This is a genomic window from Ruegeria sp. Alg231-54, assembly GCF_900143525.1.
Taxonomy (GTDB): Bacteria; Pseudomonadota; Alphaproteobacteria; order Rhodobacterales; family Rhodobacteraceae; genus Ruegeria.
The window spans coordinates 761,070-776,406 of sequence record NZ_FREZ01000001.1; the positions used below are offsets into that span (position 1 = coordinate 761,070).

The 15,337-nt window shown below is 57.4% G+C and carries 14 protein-coding genes and 1 riboswitch; of the genes, 5 read left to right on the forward strand and 9 right to left on the reverse strand.

What is annotated here, in order from left to right:
- Positions 1–4: 4 nt before the first annotated feature.
- Positions 5–529, reverse strand: coding sequence for a DUF6446 family protein (locus DHN12_RS03770; RefSeq protein WP_108858923.1), 525 nt, complete (start codon positions 527–529; stop codon positions 5–7).
- 91 nt (positions 530–620) lie between these two features.
- Between DHN12_RS03770 and DHN12_RS03775 the strand changes: the two genes are divergently transcribed.
- On the forward strand, positions 621–1,253 hold the full coding sequence (locus DHN12_RS03775; protein ID WP_108858924.1) for a MarC family protein: 633 nt from the start codon (positions 621–623) through the stop codon (positions 1,251–1,253).
- Positions 1,254–1,261: 8 nt separating this feature from the next.
- Here the strand turns inward: DHN12_RS03775 and DHN12_RS03780 are convergent, their stop codons facing one another.
- Positions 1,262–2,191, reverse strand: coding sequence for a glycine--tRNA ligase subunit alpha (locus DHN12_RS03780; protein ID WP_108858925.1), 930 nt, complete (start codon positions 2,189–2,191; stop codon positions 1,262–1,264).
- A gap of 205 nt (positions 2,192–2,396) precedes the next feature.
- Between DHN12_RS03780 and DHN12_RS03785 the strand changes: the two genes are divergently transcribed.
- A complete protein-coding gene (locus DHN12_RS03785; protein ID WP_108858926.1) occupies positions 2,397–4,130 on the forward strand; it encodes a serine protease in 1,734 nt (577 codons plus the stop codon).
- A gap of 55 nt (positions 4,131–4,185) precedes the next feature.
- Here the strand turns inward: DHN12_RS03785 and DHN12_RS03790 are convergent, their stop codons facing one another.
- Together DHN12_RS03790 and DHN12_RS03795 are read right to left on the reverse strand one after the other, a co-directional pair.
- Positions 4,186–5,760, reverse strand: a complete 1,575-nt coding sequence (locus DHN12_RS03790) for a thiamine pyrophosphate-binding protein (RefSeq protein WP_108858927.1) — start codon at positions 5,758–5,760, stop codon at positions 4,186–4,188.
- Positions 5,760–7,208, reverse strand: a complete 1,449-nt coding sequence (locus DHN12_RS03795) for a TrkH family potassium uptake protein (protein ID WP_108858928.1) — start codon at positions 7,206–7,208, stop codon at positions 5,760–5,762. Before DHN12_RS03795 ends, DHN12_RS03790 begins: the two co-directional genes overlap by 1 nt.
- Between DHN12_RS03795 and DHN12_RS03800 the strand changes: the two genes are divergently transcribed.
- The gene (locus DHN12_RS03800) at positions 7,207–7,929 is read left to right on the forward strand and encodes a hypothetical protein (RefSeq protein ID WP_108858929.1); all 723 of its coding nucleotides are present in this window, start codon (positions 7,207–7,209) and stop codon (positions 7,927–7,929) included. The genes DHN12_RS03795 and DHN12_RS03800 overlap by 2 nt on opposite strands.
- Positions 7,930–8,264: 335 nt before the next feature.
- Here DHN12_RS03800 and folE2 read toward each other — a convergent pair whose 3' ends face one another.
- Both folE2 and metZ read right to left on the reverse strand, forming a co-directional pair.
- Positions 8,265–9,368 (reverse strand): GTP cyclohydrolase FolE2, encoded by a 1,104-nt coding sequence (gene folE2 / locus DHN12_RS03805; protein WP_108858930.1) that lies wholly within the window; start codon positions 9,366–9,368, stop codon positions 8,265–8,267.
- 169 nt (positions 9,369–9,537) lie between these two features.
- Positions 9,538–10,728: an O-succinylhomoserine sulfhydrylase gene (gene metZ, locus DHN12_RS03810; RefSeq protein ID WP_108858931.1), complete on the reverse strand. Its 1,191-nt coding sequence runs from the start codon at positions 10,726–10,728 to the stop codon at positions 9,538–9,540.
- Positions 10,729–10,793: 65 nt separating this feature from the next.
- Positions 10,794–10,871: riboswitch (SAM riboswitch) on the reverse strand.
- A 121-nt stretch (positions 10,872–10,992) separates the two neighbouring features.
- On the opposite strand from metZ, the gene DHN12_RS03815 reads away from it, so the two are divergent.
- Positions 10,993–11,682, forward strand: coding sequence for a glutathione S-transferase N-terminal domain-containing protein (locus DHN12_RS03815; protein WP_108858932.1), 690 nt, complete (start codon positions 10,993–10,995; stop codon positions 11,680–11,682).
- 87 nt (positions 11,683–11,769) lie between these two features.
- Here the strand turns inward: DHN12_RS03815 and DHN12_RS24730 are convergent, their stop codons facing one another.
- The 3 genes from DHN12_RS24730 to DHN12_RS24350 all read right to left on the reverse strand — a co-directional run bounded on the left by DHN12_RS24730 (position 11,770) and on the right by DHN12_RS24350 (position 13,708).
- Positions 11,770–12,570 carry a hypothetical protein gene (locus DHN12_RS24730; protein ID WP_234416538.1) on the reverse strand — a complete coding sequence of 267 codons (801 nt, stop codon included), beginning with the start codon at positions 12,568–12,570 and terminating at the stop codon, positions 11,770–11,772.
- A 99-nt stretch (positions 12,571–12,669) separates the two neighbouring features.
- Positions 12,670–13,299, reverse strand: a complete 630-nt coding sequence (locus DHN12_RS24735) for a winged helix-turn-helix domain-containing protein (protein WP_234416539.1) — start codon at positions 13,297–13,299, stop codon at positions 12,670–12,672.
- A 205-nt stretch (positions 13,300–13,504) separates the two neighbouring features.
- Positions 13,505–13,708: a hypothetical protein gene (locus DHN12_RS24350; protein WP_159089956.1), complete on the reverse strand. Its 204-nt coding sequence runs from the start codon at positions 13,706–13,708 to the stop codon at positions 13,505–13,507.
- A gap of 35 nt (positions 13,709–13,743) precedes the next feature.
- On the opposite strand from DHN12_RS24350, the gene DHN12_RS03825 reads away from it, so the two are divergent.
- The gene (locus DHN12_RS03825; RefSeq protein WP_108858933.1) at positions 13,744–14,577 is read left to right on the forward strand and encodes a hypothetical protein; all 834 of its coding nucleotides are present in this window, start codon (positions 13,744–13,746) and stop codon (positions 14,575–14,577) included.
- Positions 14,578–15,337 lie beyond the last annotated feature (760 nt).

Below are 15,337 nucleotides of genomic sequence, written 5' to 3' on the forward strand. Positions count from 1 at the left end.
ATCCTCAATTCTGTGGTCGATCCGGGCATTCTTCGCCAATCACGGTGCCGTCATAGGCCTTTTCGCCGCAATTGTTCAGCGCGTGCCAGACATAGCCTTTGCCGCCATTTGTAACCGCAACAATTCGGTCAACGCCAAAATGAATGTTTTTTGCGCCCAGAAACGCCTTGGCCTCGCCTGATTTCAGGGCATCCGCCACCGCCACGGCGTCAAAGCAATCGAACCATCCCGGTGCGGTCAGCGGCTCTGCATTCTCGACCGCGACATGGGTTTCCTCAATCTGCGCAAGCGTCAGATCCGTTTCGAAACAGGCACGGTAGCGGATGGGTGAGCTGTCCGCGTCAATCGCCTGAAACGCACTGTAGGATATAGGCGTGGGCGCCTCGGCCCCATCAGTCATCAACATGACGTCCTGTCCGAGCTTGGATTCCACGTCATAATAAAATCCGTAGATCTGCAGGTAATACATCCCAAAACCGGCTACCGCCGCCGAGATCAGCAATATGATCGCAAGCACTTTTCCTGTCATTGTCTTTTCCTTTTGCTCACGATGCCTCTTTCACGATCGGTAAAAATAGGACAGGTTCCAATTGATTACAGGCCGGAAAGAGACTTTTGAAATGGACAGCACCCTTGCCGTAGGATTCTTCGGAGCGCTTTTTGCGATCATGAATCCAATCACGAACCTGCCAGTATTCCTTAGCGTCACCGACGGCCTTGCCCCGGCTGAGCAACGCAAAGTGGCTACAAAGACGGCGCTCTACTGCCTGATCCTCGGCGCATCGTTTGCGGCTGTGGGAAGTCAAACGCTCAGCCTGTTCGGCATCAGCGTCGATGACCTGCGTGTCGCGGGTGGTCTGGTCGTTCTGATGATTGGCCTGAACATGCTGAACGGAAAGCCCAGCACGTCGCATCACGGAACCGAGGGGGAAAGGCAATCCTATCCTGAACCGGACACGGTTGCCTTTTATCCGCTGGCATTTCCGATCCTTGTCGGGCCGGGCACAATTACCACGTTGATCCTGTATGCGAGCCACATCCATAAACCGGTAGATGCCATTGTTTACGCTGGCGTTTTCCTGGCCGTCCTTCTGTTGCTGTTCGTGACATTCTGGAACGCCACAGCCATTGCCAAACGTCTGTCTGACAATGCTCGTGTTATCATGAGCCGGTTCATGGGCATGATCCTGTCGGCCATCGCAATCAGTATGATCGCGGCTGGCCTTAAGGTCTTGCTGCCCGGACTGGCCTGAGCGGCGCATTAGGCCTGGAACCCGGCGGCCTCGGTCAGCAGGAATGCGTCTGCGCATTGCTTCGCCAAGGCCCGCACGCGGCCGATATAGGCCTGACGCTCGGTTACCGAGATCACGCCCCGTGCGTCCAGCAGGTTGAACACGTGACTGGCCTTGATGCACTGATCATATGCTGGGTGCGCCATGATGATGCGCTTGCCAGTTTTTGGGTCGTCATGCTCCTGTGCCAGAATGGCGGCGCACTCAGCCTCGGCTTCTTCGAAGTGGCGCAACAACACTTCGGTGTTGGCCACGTCAAAGTTCCAGCGGGCGTATTCTTCTTCGGTCTGCTTGAAGATGTCGCCATAGGAAAGCGGGCTTGGTGACTGCGGATCGTTGAACGGCATGTCCATCACGTGGTCGATGCCAAGCACGTACATCGCCAGGCGCTCCAAGCCATAGGTCAGCTCGCCCGAGACCGGCGCACAATCATGGCCACCGACCTGTTGGAAGTATGTGAACTGGCTGACTTCCATGCCGTCACACCAAACTTCCCAACCCAGACCCCATGCGCCAAGGGTGGGGCTTTCCCAATCATCCTCGACAAACCGGATGTCATGCAGGGTCATGTCGATGCCAATCGCCTCAAGCGAGCCCAGATACAGGTCCTGCAAATCCGGCGGACTGGGTTTGATCAGCACTTGATACTGATAATAATGCTGCAACCGGTTGGGGTTCTCACCATAGCGCCCATCCGTAGGGCGGCGCGAAGGCTGCACATAAGCTGCGGCCCAGGTTTTCGACCCAAGCGCGCGCAAGGTGGTCGCCGGGTGGAACGTACCTGCACCAACCTCCATGTCATAGGGCTGCAGAATGGCGCAGCCTTTTGAGGCCCAATAGGTCTGAAGCCGCAAGATAATCTCTTGAAAAGAACGTGGTGCGCTGGACTGGTCGGTCATGACATTCCCTTTGGACGCCACTGCGCCCGGTTCCGTTGGGTTTTGTCCTTCCTATGCAAGGGGCCGTTGGGCGTCAACGGGCGGCAAAGCCTATGCTGTCACTGCGCAGCCACACTGGAAATTCCCCGTATTCCGGGCATGGCTTTCGGTACGTTGTTTCGCGTAGGGTCCGGCAAAGATAAAACACTGCAGACACGGGCAGACAATGACTCGCATATTTACGGCAATTTTGTTTCTTTTTCTCATCGGCGCGCGCGCTGTTTTTGCACAGCAGGACGCAGGTGTCTGGGTGCAGGTCGAAGCGCAGCCCTCGCTGCGCGAAGCGCAGGAACGTGCGCGGGCCTATGCCGGTACCTTGCCGGACGTAAACGGATTTCGCTTGAACTCTGGATGGTATGCCATTGTTATCGGGCCATATTTGCGCACCGATGCTGAACAGGTTCTAAGCGTTTACCGCGCCGAGGGGCAAATCCCTGCGGACAGCTATATCGCGTTTTCTAGTGCACTGGGTCAGCAATTCTGGCCGGTCGGAGAGAACATTCTGGATCGGGGCGTCGTGACGCCACCAGTTGAACCTCAGCCGGAACAGCCGGTTGTTGGCGTAACACCGCAGGCCTCTGACGAGACACGCTCACAAGCGTTGCAAAGCGAACGTCTTCTAAGCACGCAGGAACGCATGAATTTGCAAACCGCCCTGCAGGCCGCGGGTTTTTACAATTCAACGATCGATGGCGCATTTGGCCAAGGCACGCGGCGCTCCATGGGCGACTGGCAACGGTTCAATGGCTTTGAGGCTACCGGCGTTCTGACGACTGCGCAGCGCAAGGCGTTGATTGACGACTTTAACGCCCCCCTTCTGAGCGTCGGGATGGAGCGTTACTCCGACCCGCAGGCCGGTATCGATGTGGATCTGCCGCTGGGTGTCATCGCATTCGACCGTTATGAGGCCCCGTTGGTTCACTTCAAAAGCACAACCGATCTGGACGCCAAGGCCCTGTTGATCAGTCAGAAAGGCGACAAAGCCACGCTGCGCGCCCTTTATGAGGTGCTGCAATCGCTGGAAATCGTTCCGCTCGATGGCCCACGACAACTGCGCGGCGACAGCTTTACGCTGGAAGGGCGCGGTAATGGGATCGTGACCTATAGCGAAGCACGGCTGGACGATGGCCAGATCAAAGGCTTTACACTGGTTTGGCCCGAGGGTGACGATGCTCGGCGCGCCAGAGTGCTGGCTGCAATGAAGACCGACTTTACTGCAACTGGGGCGGTGCTGGACGCATCAGCGGGTGCCAATACCGAGCAGCGGATTGATCTGGTGTCCGGGCTGCAGGTGCGCACACCGCGTCTGTCCCGTTCGGGTTTCTTCGCTGATACAAGCGGCACGGTTCTGACCGTTTTTGAGGCCGCTGACAGCTGCACACGCATTACGTTGGATGACGATCAAGAGCTTCAGCTCGCCTCGTCTGATGCCGATCTGGGTGTGGCGGTTCTGCGCCCCAGCCGCAATTTGGTTCCGGTCAACGTGGCAGAATTCAGCGCCGATGCGCCGCGCATTCAATCTGAGATCGCGGTGTCGGGTTTCTCTTATGAGGGCGCCTTGGGCGCACCGACACTCACCTTTGGTCAGATCGCTGATGTGCGCGGCCTGAACGGAGAAGACGGCGTGAAACGTCTGGCATTGGCGGCCCAGCCCGGCGATGCGGGCGGACCGGTTTTTGACGGCAATGGCCAGGTTGTTGGCATGCTGCTGCCAACCCCGACCGAAGGACGCACCCTGCCCGCGTCCGTCAGCCTTGCTGCAACGGCCAACAGCCTGAACGAAGTTCTGGCCAAGGCGGGTGTGTCCGGTCAATCGGGTCAGCCGACGGCGCAAATCTCGCCCAATGAACTCAGCCGCCGGGCGACCGGAATGACCGTATTGGTTCATTGCTGGGATTGATCTCTGCGCCAAATCGCACAAAGCGCCGCTCGTCCGAGCGGCGCTTTTTTGTTGGCTAAAGGATATCCGGCGTGACACGGATCAGTGTCGGGACCGGGGCCGTAAAGGCGGCTCGGACCGCCTCTTGCATCTCGGGCAAACTGGAGGGCGCAGAGGACAACGCGCCAAAGGCCTGGGCGAGTTTGCAGAAATCCGGGTTCCGCGCGACAACCGCATTTGGGGCGATCTGACCTCGGACCATGCTGTCCTCAATCTCTTTGAGCTTTCCGTTGTCCCAAAGGATAATCGGCAGAGACAGGCCCAGTTCGACTGCTGCACCAAGCTCTTGCATCGTATAGTGAAAACCGTAGTCCCCGGCGATCACCGCTGTAGGCTTACCTCGGCGCGCCACAGCCCCGCCAATTCCGGCCGGCAGCGCATAGCCAAGCGTGCCGAATCCGGTCGGATGGTGCCAGTGATAGGGATAGCCCATATCCCAAACCTCTTTGGCGACATAAGCGAACTGGGTCATGTCAGAATAGATCATGGTGTCGCCGGGCATCGCCGCGCGAAGGGCATCCAGCACCGGGACGATACCCGGTCGTTCCGCATCCACTTCGGCCCGCCAACGGCGGCGCGTGTCAGCGACTTCCTCCGCTGTCCAGCCCGTCGAAGGTTTAACATGGTCGATAGCCGCCCAAAGTGCATGGGCAAAGCTTTCCCCGTCAGCCTGTAATTTCACTGCGGCGCGATGGTGATCGGACAGAACCTTCGGGTCCACATCTATACGCACCAGATTGCCCGTGTGGCCCAATGCATTTCGCCACAGGTCGACCTCGCCCAATTCCGCGCCCACGACGACCACAAGGTCGGCGGAAGCGATAACATCGGCGCTGCCCGGTCGTGGCAACATGGCTCCGTAGTCCAAGGCATAGCCCAACCCCGCCATTCCGCGCCCGGCATACGTGGTAAAACAGGCCGCACCCAACTGCGTCAGGATTTGTCGCCACAGGTTCGACCGCGCGCCCCCACCCAGAATAAACAACGGGCGCTGTGCGATGTTCAGCATGGACATTACCGGAGCCAAGTCCGGCGGCAGAACTTTTGAGCGTAAACCAGGTTGGTTGGGAAACGGTGCGGGATCAGCATCGGCCTCAAGCCGTGCAATCGGCACTTGGATGTGCTTTGGGCGCGGGCGGTTTAGTTCGAACTCTTCAAAAGCGCGCTCGACCAGATTGTAGGCTGCCTGCGCCGTATTGGCTTGATGCGACCAGTCCGTCACGGTTTCAGCCGCAGCGCGTTGGTCTTTCATCTGGTGCAACTGCCCGTGCACCCCTTGCGTTTCATCAAGACACGAGGACATCACCAGCATCGGGACCGAGTCCGTATAGGCCTGCCCCATCGGCGTCATGATATTGCACAGCCCCGGTCCGGTGATGACATATGCAACACCCGGCTTGCCGATCGCACGGGCATAGCCGTCGGCCATGAACCCTGCTCCCTGCTCGTGCCGGGCCAGCACATGGGTGATTCCGGCCTCTTCGATCCCGCGATACATTTCCTGATTGTGCACGCCGGGAATACCAAAGATCACATCCACTCCGCGATCCCGCAGCATATGCGAAATCTGCGCACCAAGGGGTCTTTTCATCAATTCCTCCAGAACTGGACAGTGAAGAGTGCGTAAACGGCCAAAAGCTCAAGCCGCCCTACCAGCATTCCGATTGAAAGCAGCCATTTCGCGGTGTCGCTGAGCCCTGCAAAGTTGCCGGCCGGTCCGATTTGATCCCCCAACCCTGGCCCTACATTGGCCAGCGCTGTGGCTGCCCCGGAGACGGCAGTTATGAAATCCAATCCCGTCAGTGCCAGCGCCCAGGCCAGCACGCCCAACGAGAGCACAAAAAACATAAAAAAGCTCATGACCGAAGTCAGAACGTCCGGACCAATCGAACGGCCATCATATTGCGGCTTAAAAACCCCATGAGGTGAGCGGATGCGGCGGATCTGGGTCTTGATCGAAGCAAACAGCAGTTGATACCGGAAGATCTTGATGGAACAGGCGGTTGAACCCGCGCAGCCGCCAATCAGACCGATCAGGAAGAACATCATGATCGGGAAACTGCCCCAACCCATGTAATCGACGCTGGCATACCCGGTACCCGAAATGATCGAGGTGATGTTGAACAGGGATTCCCGAACAGCCTGTTCCCAATGATGCGGGAAAACGGAGGTCAGAAAGACCGCCATAATGACCACCAGGACAAGAATGGTCGCCAGAAAGGTCCGTATCTGGCTGTCGCGGAAAATGGACCTCGTATTGCCATTGGCGAATTGGACGTAGCGAACAAACGGCAGTGCCGCGAGGATCATGAATACTGCGGCCGCATATTCTGCCGGGCCAGAAAACGTGCCAAAGGACGCGTCATAATTTGAAAACCCGCCCGTTGAGATCGTTGTCATCGCGTGCACCACGGCATCAAAAAAGCCCATCCCCAGACCTGCGTAGACCAGCGCGCAAACAATCGTCAGAAAGACGTAGATCAGGGAAATCTGGCCCGCGATCTCTTGCGCTCGTGGAAGAATTTTCCCCATGGTTTCAAATCCTTCCGAGCGGAAGATTTGCATACCCCCGACCCGAAGCTCGGGCAGGAACACCATGGCCACAACAATAATGCCGATGCCACCCAGCCATTGCAGCAGCCCGCGCCACAGCAGCAACCCCTGCGGCAGATCATCAAGGCCGGAAATCACGGTCGAGCCTGTCGTCGTCAGGCCCGACATCGCCTCGAAATAGGCATCGACAAAGCGCAGTTCGGTCTCGCCGAACAGAAACGGGATGGCGCCAAAAAACGGCAGTGCGACCCAGACCCCTGTGGTCAGCAAAAAGGTCTGACGGATCGTCAGACCTTCGCCCACCCCGTTCGAGCAGCTCATCGCCAGAATGACGCCGGTCAGAATCGTGATGACGCCGCTTTCCAGAAAAACGTGCCATTCGCCCCGGCCTTCGATGAAGTCCGCAAGCATAGGCAGCAGCATGGTCGCCCCAAGAATGGCGACCAATAGGCCAATCACATATCCAACCGGGCGCATATCCGTCATGAGGCGCAGCGTTGGCGCGCCTGCACGACTGTGTCAAGCCGGTGTCGGGTTTTACCCGTCCGTTTTGCGTGCCGTTGTTGGCATCGCGGGCGGATTAGACGGGGCGCGCGGGCGACGCGCCGCAGCTGCCTGTGCCACCTCGGGCTTTGCAGCATCGGCTTTTGCAGGCGCAGGCTGCGCCGCGACCGGCTTGGCAGGTGCAGGTTTCGCCGCGACCGGCTTGGGTGCGGTTGGTTTGGCCGGTGTCTTTGGCACTGTGGTGTTCGCTGCCATAGGTTTCGGCTTGGCAACCGCTGCCGGTTTTGGCGCAGGTGTTTTTCTAGCAACAGCAGGCGCAACGGCAGGCTTTGGTTTAGCTGCCACAATGGGTTTGGCCGCCGGCTGCCCTTTGGCGACGGCAGGCTTTTCTGCAACTTCGGCCGATTTGGCTGCCACCGGTGTGGGTTTGGTTACAGCAGCCACCGTTTTGGGCGCGGTCGGCTTGGGTGATTCGACCTTGGGTTTTGCGGCGGCTTTCTTGCGGGCCACAGGCTTGGGCTTGGCCGCCACCGCAGGTTTTGCCTTGGCGACCGGTTTGGCCTTGGGCGCGGGTTTTGCCGTGGGTGCAGCCGGGGCCGGAGCAGCAGCCGACGCGTGCAAGGCACTAACCGACACAAACGGCAGTTCCATCGCCGAACGGGTCAAAATCTGCATAATTTTCATTTGGTTGCTAACCGCATAGCCGGCCATTCGGATGGCCGCAGCCTGAAATTCCAGCGGTTGGGAAATTGGATTCATACTTTAGTTCTCCTCTGAAAGCGATGCAGCCTGCAAAAGAGTGAATTGAGCTGCCCGTCCCGATTTTTCGGGCGGATCAAGCAGTCACGAAGTCCTGAGCGTCGCACGTCTCAGCTTCCTTTCAGAATGGCAGACGCACGAACAGAAATTCGCCTGCCACGGCTGCATTCCACACCAGTGTTACTTGAACGGCCGTGCAAATGCAGCATGAATTGCCGCGCTGCGGCGGAAAACCGCTCTTAGTCTAAAAATGATACTTCATTGATCCACCCTGCCCCGTCACCCGACGTGGAACAGGGTGGTGAACAGCCGCGGGTCCAGACTGGGTGACACAAAGGTCCGACCTTCGGTCAGAACCGACACCGCATCGTGGCTGTGCAGGCTTTCCTGGTGGCTTGCGACCACGCGGAAATCGCCGATATGGTGATCGGCCAGCAATTCAGCGCAGAACAGCCGGGCGGCGTCTTCGACAAAGATCGGATTGGCCGCATTGAGCTCGGCAAAGGCCTGTTCATCCTCGCGTTTGACCATCACCTGCGTCTCTGTTGGAACGGCACGGCGGCACAAGGCAATCAGATCCTCGAACCACAGGCAATCCGTGTCGCAGTCGACCACAACAGAAATCCGCGCCACTGAACGTTGCGAATGAGGTGTGGCCAGCTGTTCACGTGTTGCGCGTGCGTGCTCGCTAAGTTCCAGCGAACAGGGACATGTTGAGGAATAGACATAGTCCAGATGCATGATCTTCTGGCGCACTCCGCCCTGTTCAACCAACTCAAGTGCGATGTCGTAATACTGGTACCCTTCCAAACCGGACCGCAGGCTTTGCACACGGTCGGGATAGGAAAACCGCATCTGGATACGGGCGTCAAAGCTGTCCAGATCAGTCATATAGTCATCCAGCGCGGCCTCCATGACTTCAAAGCTGAACGTACGCTCGGCGTGTTTGTAAAACGAGCGCATGATCCGGGACATGTTGATGCCCTTCTTTTCGGCATCCAGACTGACAGTCCCGGTCACCGAGGTCTCCAGCGTCAGGTCATCGCCGCGCTTGCGATGAAAACGGATCGGAAGGCGGAAGTTCGAGATACCAACATGCTGGATTTGCTGTTTTGCGCCCCGGATCAGACTGGACGGGCCATTCTGCAGATCCGGCAAGGTCGCGCGATACGCGCTGTCGACCGTGAACCCATCAGGGTATTCGCGCGACAGGGACGGATAATTGACGGGCACCAGACCAGGCACAATGCGCGCAATTGCCGGGTCGAGCTGGCTGATCTCGGCCTCGGTTGCGGACTCGGCCCATTTACGCAGCGTCTTCAGAGCGGCTGCGGCTTCGTCATTGTCGGGCATATCCTCAATGTCGCGGGGGTGCACGTTCATCGATCGGGTTCCTCGGTTGGTCGCCGGACCTTATTCGTGTTCGGCTTGCTTTCCAGTGTATCTTTATACGCTGAAAAACACAGCCCGGATCGAAATTCGGCGGAAATCGCATGACTTACGTCATTTTCATCTAGTTTCGACCCGGTTGTCGGTAAACCGCTTCCGCAATTTAACGTTGCGACAGGTCCAGCGCATGCTTGATGTCTGCAAGCAGATCGCCCGCATCCTCCAACCCTACGGAAAAGCGGATCAGGCCGGGTGTGATGCCCAGTTCGTCCTTCTGATCGTCACTCAGACGCTGGTGTGTTGTCGTGGCCGGATGTGTCGCGATTGACTTGGCATCGCCCAGATTGTTCGAGATGACAGGGATCGTCAGCGCGTTCAGGAAAGCAAACGCCGCGTCCTTTCCGCCCTTGATGTCCAGCGACAGAACAGTTCCGCCTTTGCCGCCCAATTGGGCTTGGACCAACGCGTTTTGCGCATGGGTTTTCAGACCCGGATAAAGCGTGCGTTCCAGCGCCGGATGCCCCTCAAGCGCTTCGGCAATGGTTTGTGCCGTCTCTGCCTGAGCGTTAACGCGCAGCGCCATCGTTTCCAGACCTTTCAGCATGACCCAAGCGTTGAACGGGCTCAGCGCTCCACCGGTGTGTTTCAGATAAGGCTCAACCGTTCCCCGGATGAAATCCTTGGTGCCAATGATGACACCGCCCAAAGCACGCCCTTGCCCGTCGATATGTTTGGTCGCGGAATAGACCACGACATCCGCCCCCTGTTCGATCGCGCGCGAAAAAACCGGGGTGGAAAACACATTGTCCACGATGACAAGCGCGCCAACCGCATGGGCCAGTTTGGCAACCGCCTCGATATCAATGACCTCAAGCGTCGGGTTTGACATGGATTCGAAGAAAACCGCCTTGGTCTCGGGGCGGATCGCCGCTTCCCAGGCGTCCAGATCAGTACCGTCAACAAAGGTGACCTCCACGCCATAACGGCTGAGGATGTTTTCGAGGATATACAGACAGGACCCGAACAGGGCCTTGGCCGAAACCACATGGTCGCCCGCCTGCAACATCGAGGTCAGCGCTGCGTTAACCGCAGCCATGCCGGACGCGGTGGCAAACGCATCCTCGCCACATTCCAGCGCCGCGATGCGCTGTTCGAACATCGAAACGGTCGGGTTGCCATAGCGGGCATAGATGAACTCATCCGGGCCGGATTCGATGAACCGCGCCTCGGCTTGTTCGGCTGTCTCATAGACAAAGCCCTGCGTCAGAAAAATTGCTTCGCTGACTTCGTTGTATTGGCTGCGACGGATGCCGCCATGGACGGCTTGGGTGCGTTTGTTCCAGCTCTCGCTCATCTCATTCCTCTCGACCCTTGTCTGGCAAGGGCATCAAAAAAACCCCAGACGCGGTCAAGCGAAAGGGGCCTTTCATCCTGACCTTTTAGCGGAGTTGTTTAGCGTGGCCCGCAATCCGGTAACAAATCGCCACGTAGCTTCTGCGATGCAAATACGCCGCGCATTCTTGGCCGTCAAGCCCGGTTGCCCTGTGTCACGCTTTCGTAACCGCCTCTTGCCGATTGCGCAGAATACCGCATGATCGCCTCAACCTGAGGAGGCACCATGATCGATCTGTATTTCTGGCCCACGCCGAATGGCTGGAAGGCGTCCATCGCTTTGGAAGAAATGGACCTTCCCTACACCACCCACCTGATCAATATCGGCAAGGGTGATCAGTTCGACCCCGAGTTCCTAAAAATTGCGCCCAACAACCGGATGCCTGCCATCGTTGACCCGGACGGCCCGGATGGCACACCTATCTCGGTGTTCGAAAGCGGAGCGATCCTGATGTATCTCGCCCGCAAGACCGGGCGCTTTTATGGCAAAACCGAACGTGACCGGATCGCCGTCGAGGAATGGCTGATGTGGCAAATGGGCGGCGTCGGCCCGATGGCCGGTCAGGCGCATCACTTCCTGAAATACGCGCCAAACCTCGAGCCGCCGCAGGACCTGCCCTATGCCAAGGACCGCTACCGCGCCGAAGTCGGGCGGCTGTACGGGGTATTGGACCGGCGGTTGGCCGAAAATGAATATGTCGCGGGCGATTTCTATTCCATCGCGGATATGTCGATCTGGGGCTGGGCAAGCCTGTGGGAAGGGCAACAACAGGTGTTGGAGGACAAACCGCACTTTGCCCGGTGGCTTGAGACAGTAAGTGCCCGTCCGGGCGTTCAATCCGGGCGCGTGTTACACGCCGAACTGCGTGGAGATCACCGGGACAAGCAGGCGCAGGGGGTTTTGTTTAAACGGTAAGGCACGTTGATCCAATGTCGGCTGTGAGCCCTTAGCAGTTGCTGTTTGCTGCACCAATGTCGACTTTGCAATAAACCAAAGGGGCCATTAATCCGACGGCAACCCGGTCACTTCCATAGCGGTCAACCAGCGTTCAAGCGCCCCCGGGGCCGTCCACATGCCGCTATTAATGTCCCGCTCCGTTGACACCGTTCTGTTTGGGTTTTCCGAAAGGTAAAACATCATGGCGTTACGTGCCTTATCGTGATTGCTCACGCAATGGTGAATCGCGGTAAGCATTTTATTGGCTGCGACCGGCATCGAGGGCGTCGATTGAAGTGTATCGAGCGCACGTTCGCACTCATTTACCTGACAAAGAGCCCAAGCTTTGGTCCACTGCCCCCCGCAATTATAGAGCGGATCAATGCGCTCCAATCGGGCGATCAGTTCAAGTGCTTCATCTGTTATGCCGACAATAATCAGCGATTCAGCCAGGCCATTGGCTACTTGTGACGACGATGGATTGAGTTCAACGCCGCGCCGGAAAGCGCCTGTGGCGGCTTCGACATCGCGGTTGTGCATCAGAACCCGGCCCATGGTGTGATGGGCCATGAAATTGTTAGGGGCGAGTTCCACGCCCCGGCGGGCGAGTTCGTACATACGTTTGCGCGTTTTCTCTTCGTCTCCTTCGATCCAACCATGCCGCGCGCCGACACGCATTACGAGGGCCTGACCAAGATAACCCCACGCAGAATCAGGATAGTCCCGGATTGCCCGCTCTTGTTCTTCAAGGTTCTTCAACAGATTTTCGCGGTTAAAGTTACGTATGATCCGGCTTTGCGCGGCGTTTGCGATCATCAGTGCGCTGGCATCGCTGGCAGTCATCCGCGCTTCGGCCGTGTCGATCACACTGAACCCAACGGCGTTGGCGATTTTCCGGCTGATCTGGCTGTTTGTCTTGAGCAGCGCATCCAGAGGTGCGTCGATCTCATCCGCCCAGATATACGCCTACGACGCCCTGTCGATCAGCTGCGCTGTAATCCGCAAACGAGAACCGTCGTATTTCTGGCTGCCTTCGAGAACAAAGTCAGCCCTGAGGCGCGAGGCAATTTCCGATATACCCAGGTCGGTTTTGCGAAATTGGAAACTTGAGCGGCGTGAGATTACGGTCAATTGCGGATACCGCGCCAGATAGATGATGACGCTCTCGCTTACCGCATCACTTAGGTAACCCTGATGCGGGGCTGAGCTGAAATCTTCGAACGGCAAAACTGCGATTACTGGCGGCTTGGAAGGTGTAGTGGGGCGCAGTACTAGGAATGAAATTGCGCAGAAAGCCAACGCGATAAAAGCAAACAAAAGTTGCCAGCCAAACGGGAACTGTCTGGGGTGCGAGATTTCGACGCTTTCAGGCAAGATCAGCCGATACCCTTCGCGCGGAACCGTCTCAATGATGCGTTTGGCGCCGTCGTCCAAAGCACGCCGAATCTCGGCGATGCAGTGGGCGACGCTGTCTGCAGAGACGTTGCGACCAGACCAAACGTCTGCGATCAGCAACTCACGTGTCACCGTCTCGCTCGGTTTTAGGGCTAGCGATGTGAGAACCTCGCGCGATTGGTGACGTAGCTCCAACTCCATTCCATTTCTGAAAAATATGCGCCCGGTCGCGCGATCTAGGATCGCCGCCCCGAGGTCGTTTTCAGAAGATTTCACAACTCTTCGTTTGCTGAAACGCACAATTTTGGCCCCCAATACAAACATATTGGATTGCAAACCGTGTGAAAATCAAAAATCCCGTTGTGTGCCCGTTTAGGGGCGGGTTGTCTCTTCGTTCAATGGAGGATCACTCATCAAACTGCCTACAAAAGCGATTGTCCTCTTGCTGGCGAGCGCGGCTGCGGATTCCAACGCGCAGGCGCAGTATGAGAAACTTGAGGTGGTGAATTTCGAAACCAACTGTACTGAAGCAGGACAGGTTGCATTCGAGACCGGTCTTCTGTTGCTTCACCACATGATGTATCGCCAGTCCGCCATAGCGTTTGAACAATCGGCCGCGACCGACCCAGATTGTGCAAAGGCGCAATGGGGTATCGCGATGACCAATTCCACCCGATATGGCCTAGCGGGCCACCGCCCGAGGAACCAGCAGCTGGTCGCACTGCTGCCGCTCAGCTTGCTGAAATGGACTACGGCACCCCACGCGAAGCGGCCTTCATCAAGGCCGTTCTGGCTTATTATGAAGGCGAAGATGTGTCCTATCGGGCCCGGCTTGGAGCTTGGGCTGCTGAACAACTGGCCGTTCTTGACGCATTACCCGACGATCATGATGCCCGGGCTTTTGCCTCGCTTGCGCAATTGATTGTTGCACCGAAGGGACCGGATGCCCTGCCGGAGTTGATCGAAGCCGGTGAGCGGATGGATGCCCTGCGCGCCGATGCCCCAAACCATCCAAGGGCAAATCACTATGCCATCCACGCCTACGATCACCCGGCATTGGCAGGCCCCGGCCTTGAGGTTTCGCGTGGTTGCGTGTCGATTGTGCCCGGGGTACCGCATGCTCTTCACATGCCAACTCACATCTTTACCAGATTGGGGTTACGGGACGAATCCATCGCGCTGAACCAGCGCAGCGGAAAGGCGGCCATCCATCAATCCGTCGGCGAATACGTTTCCAATCACTGTCCGCATGCAGTTGACTATTGTGTCAATACGTACCTGCAGTTGGAGCAAGTTGACCAAGCCAAAGAAATGCTGGTCAGAATGGAGCAGCAACCAAATCTGGAGAACAATTTCGGCACTGCTCATGCAGCGGCCGACGCTCCGGCCCGTATTCCGCTAGAGCAGGATGATTGGGGCGCTGCAGCGCAACTGCCTAGGGAGTTGCACACAGCTGTCAGTTGGAACCGTTATCCGTAAGCGGTTGCAATCCGGTGGTTCGGGATTGGAATTGGTGCGGCGAGTGCAGGTGGTGTTCCGGCCGCGTAGAAAACACTTGCTGAGCTGGCAAAACTTGGCGCGGTGATGAAAGAGCGTGAGATGTGTTACTGGCTCGCCCTTCTCCAGGCTCAAAACAAAGGCATTGAAGCCTTGATCGCGTATGCGTATGCGGACGGGGATCGTGAGACCGCAATTACATTGATGCGCGAAGCGACAGAGGTCGAGGCCAGGGTTGGCAAAGCTCCAGTAACACCGGGCCACGTTTTACCTGCGTGTGAGTTATTGGGTTATTTGTTGATGGCAACCGGTGACGCGGACGGAGCAACAGAGGCGTATCAATCCGTTCTGGCGCCTGCGCCCAACCGCAAACGAAGTATTCTTGGGTTGGAGAAGGCGACAGCACAGTCCGCCAAAGCGGAGAATTTATTCCCGAGCAAGTCACATTCCGATCCGCCTCATAGAACTACCACAAGATCAAACCGGGCGTTTCAGAGAGTGCAGCGAATTCGCGTTTTGTCCGCTGTCCCGACCTCCAAACTGATTGCGATTTTGCGGTTGCAGCTAAAGTCCGAAATACGGGCTGCTACCGCAACATTTGAAGACCGAGCTCAAGGTCGACTAAGGGCCGTGAAATTTCGCAGATCGCGTACCCCGCCGTCTCATACAGCGGCACTTCTTGACTGACGCTCTGAAAATGAGAGGCCGGAAACTGGGGCGATTGTACGAGATTTTGAGGGTA